The sequence below is a fragment of the Streptomyces sp. AA4 genome, assembly GCF_000158875.1.
Taxonomy (GTDB): domain Bacteria; phylum Actinomycetota; class Actinomycetes; order Mycobacteriales; family Pseudonocardiaceae; genus Amycolatopsis.
Genome location: NZ_GG657746.1, coordinates 911,564 through 913,856, shown reverse-complemented (window position 1 = coordinate 913,856; position 2,293 = coordinate 911,564). Strand labels below are relative to the sequence as shown.

2 other annotated features (both cut by a window edge) are annotated in these 2,293 nt (G+C 57.5%).

Going from position 1 to position 2,293, the window contains the following annotated elements:
- Nucleotides 1–1,849, bottom strand: a sequence feature (mutual gap in cmsearch alignment for this rRNA model is longer than 100); it reaches 1,234 nt to the left of the window's first position.
- Nucleotides 1,850–2,145: 296 nt separating this feature from the next.
- Nucleotides 2,146–2,293 (bottom strand) — a sequence feature (mutual gap in cmsearch alignment for this rRNA model is longer than 100) (it continues 1,333 nt past the right edge of the window).

Here is a 2,293-nt window from a genome sequence, read left to right as displayed (position 1 = left end):
TATTCTCTACCTGACCACCTGTGTTGGTTTGGGGTACGGGCCGTGCATGCACTCACTAGAGGCTTTTCTCGACAGCATAGGATCACCCACTTCGCCTCAAACGGCTACGCATCACGTCTCAGCCTGTTGCCATGCGGATTTGCCTACATGACGGCCTACACGCTTACACCAGGACAACCATCGCCTGGCGGAGCTACCTTCCTGCGTCACCCCATCGCTTGACTACTACGGAATCAGGTCCCACGCTCCACACACCCGATCCGCCCGAAGGCTTCACGAGTGGCTTCGGGTGGTTAGTGTCAACCGCCTCGCCATGGGCGCACATGCTCGGGTACGGGAATATCAACCCGTTGTCCATCGACTACGCCTGTCGGCCTCGCCTTAGGTCCCGACTTACCCTGGGCGGATTAGCCTGGCCCAGGAACCCTTGGTCATCCGGCGGCAGAGTTTCTCACTCTGCATTCGCTACTCATGCCTGCATTCTCACTCCCGCACCCTCCACCGCTAGCTTCCGCCGCGGCTTCCCTGGATGCAGGACGCTCCCCTACCCATCCACACCACTGCACAAGAACCCGAAAGCTCTTGCGGATGTATTGTGTGAATGACACAGCTTCGGCGGTGTGCTTAAGCCCCGCTACATTGTCGGCGCAGGACCACTTGACCAGTGAGCTATTACGCACTCTTTCAAGGGTGGCTGCTTCTAAGCCAACCTCCTGGTTGTCTGGGCAATCCCACATCCTTTCCCACTGAGCACACACTTAGGGGCCTTAGCTGGTGTTCTGGGCTGTTTCCCTCTCGACGACGAAGCTTATCCCCCGCCGTCTCACTGCCGCGCTCTCACTAACCGGTATTCGGAGTTTGGTTGATTTCGGTAACCCGGTAAGGCCCCTAGACCATCCAGTAGCTCTACCCCCGGCAAGAAACACGCGACGCTGCACCTAAATGCATTTCGGGGAGAACCAGCTATCACGGAGTTTGATTGGCCTTTCACCCCTACCCACAGCTCATCCCCTCAGTTTTCAACCTAAGTGGGTTCGGGCCTCCACGACGTCTTACCGTCGCTTCACCCTGGCCATGGGTAGATCACTCCGCTTCGGGTCTAGACCACGCGACTCAATCGCCCTATTCAGACTCGCTTTCGCTACGGCTACCCCACCCGGGTTAACCTCGCCACGCAGCACTAACTCGCAGGCTCATTCTTCAAAAGGCACGCCATCACGTCGAAACGCTCTGACGGCTTGTAGGCACACGGTTTCAGGTACTCTTTCACTCCCCTCCCGGGGTACTTTTCATCTTTCCCTCACGGTACTCGTCCGCTATCGGTCTCCAGGAAGTATTTAGGCTTACCGGGTGGTCCCGGCAGATTCACAGCAAATTCCACGAGCTCGCTGCTACTCGGGAACACCAGACAAACACACGCAACATGTTTTCGCGTACGGGACTCTCACCCACTCCGGTCCGCCATCCCAAGCGGTTCCACTAACACGCGCGCACATTCCGAGGACTGTCAGATCCTCGACGCTGGGTCCCACAACACCGCCTGCACAACGCCTGACAGCTTGACATGCAAACGGTTTAGCCTCTTCCGCTTTCGCTCGCCACTACTCACGGAATCACTTTTGTTTTCTCTTCCTGCGGGTACTGAGATGTTTCACTTCCCCGCGTTCCCTCCACACCGGCTATATATTCACCGGCGGGTAACACCACATCACTGGTGCTGGGTTTCCCCATTCGGAAATCCTCGGATCACAGCTCGGTTGACAGCTCCCCGAGGCATATCGCAGCCTCCCACGTCCTTCATCGGCTCCTGAAGCCAAGACATCCACCATGTGCCCTTAACAACTTGACCACAAAGATGCTCGCATCCACTCTACAGTTCTCAAACACCACACCAGAAACAACGTGTGTTGCCTCAGGACCCAACAGCGTGCCAGCAAACAATCGCTCCCCCAGACTCCGCCTCGCCGTTCCGCAGCCCCGAAGGACCTGTACTAGACAAGGCATCGCCTGCCAGAAGCGACCATAACCAGTAGTTCCACAATTCCTTGAGCAAGCCCGGCAACACCGCGTGCGGGTGTTAAACCGTGCCCACCCCATGCCCTGGTTCCGGGTATCCCGGGAGCATGGATGTGTTGTGCTCCTTAGAAAGGAGGTGATCCAGCCGCACCTTCCGGTACGGCTACCTTGTTACGACTTCGTCCCAATCGCCAGTCCCACCTTCGACCACTCCCTCCCTTGCGGGTTGGGCCATGGGCTTCGGGAAATACCGACTTTCATGACGTGACGGGCGGTG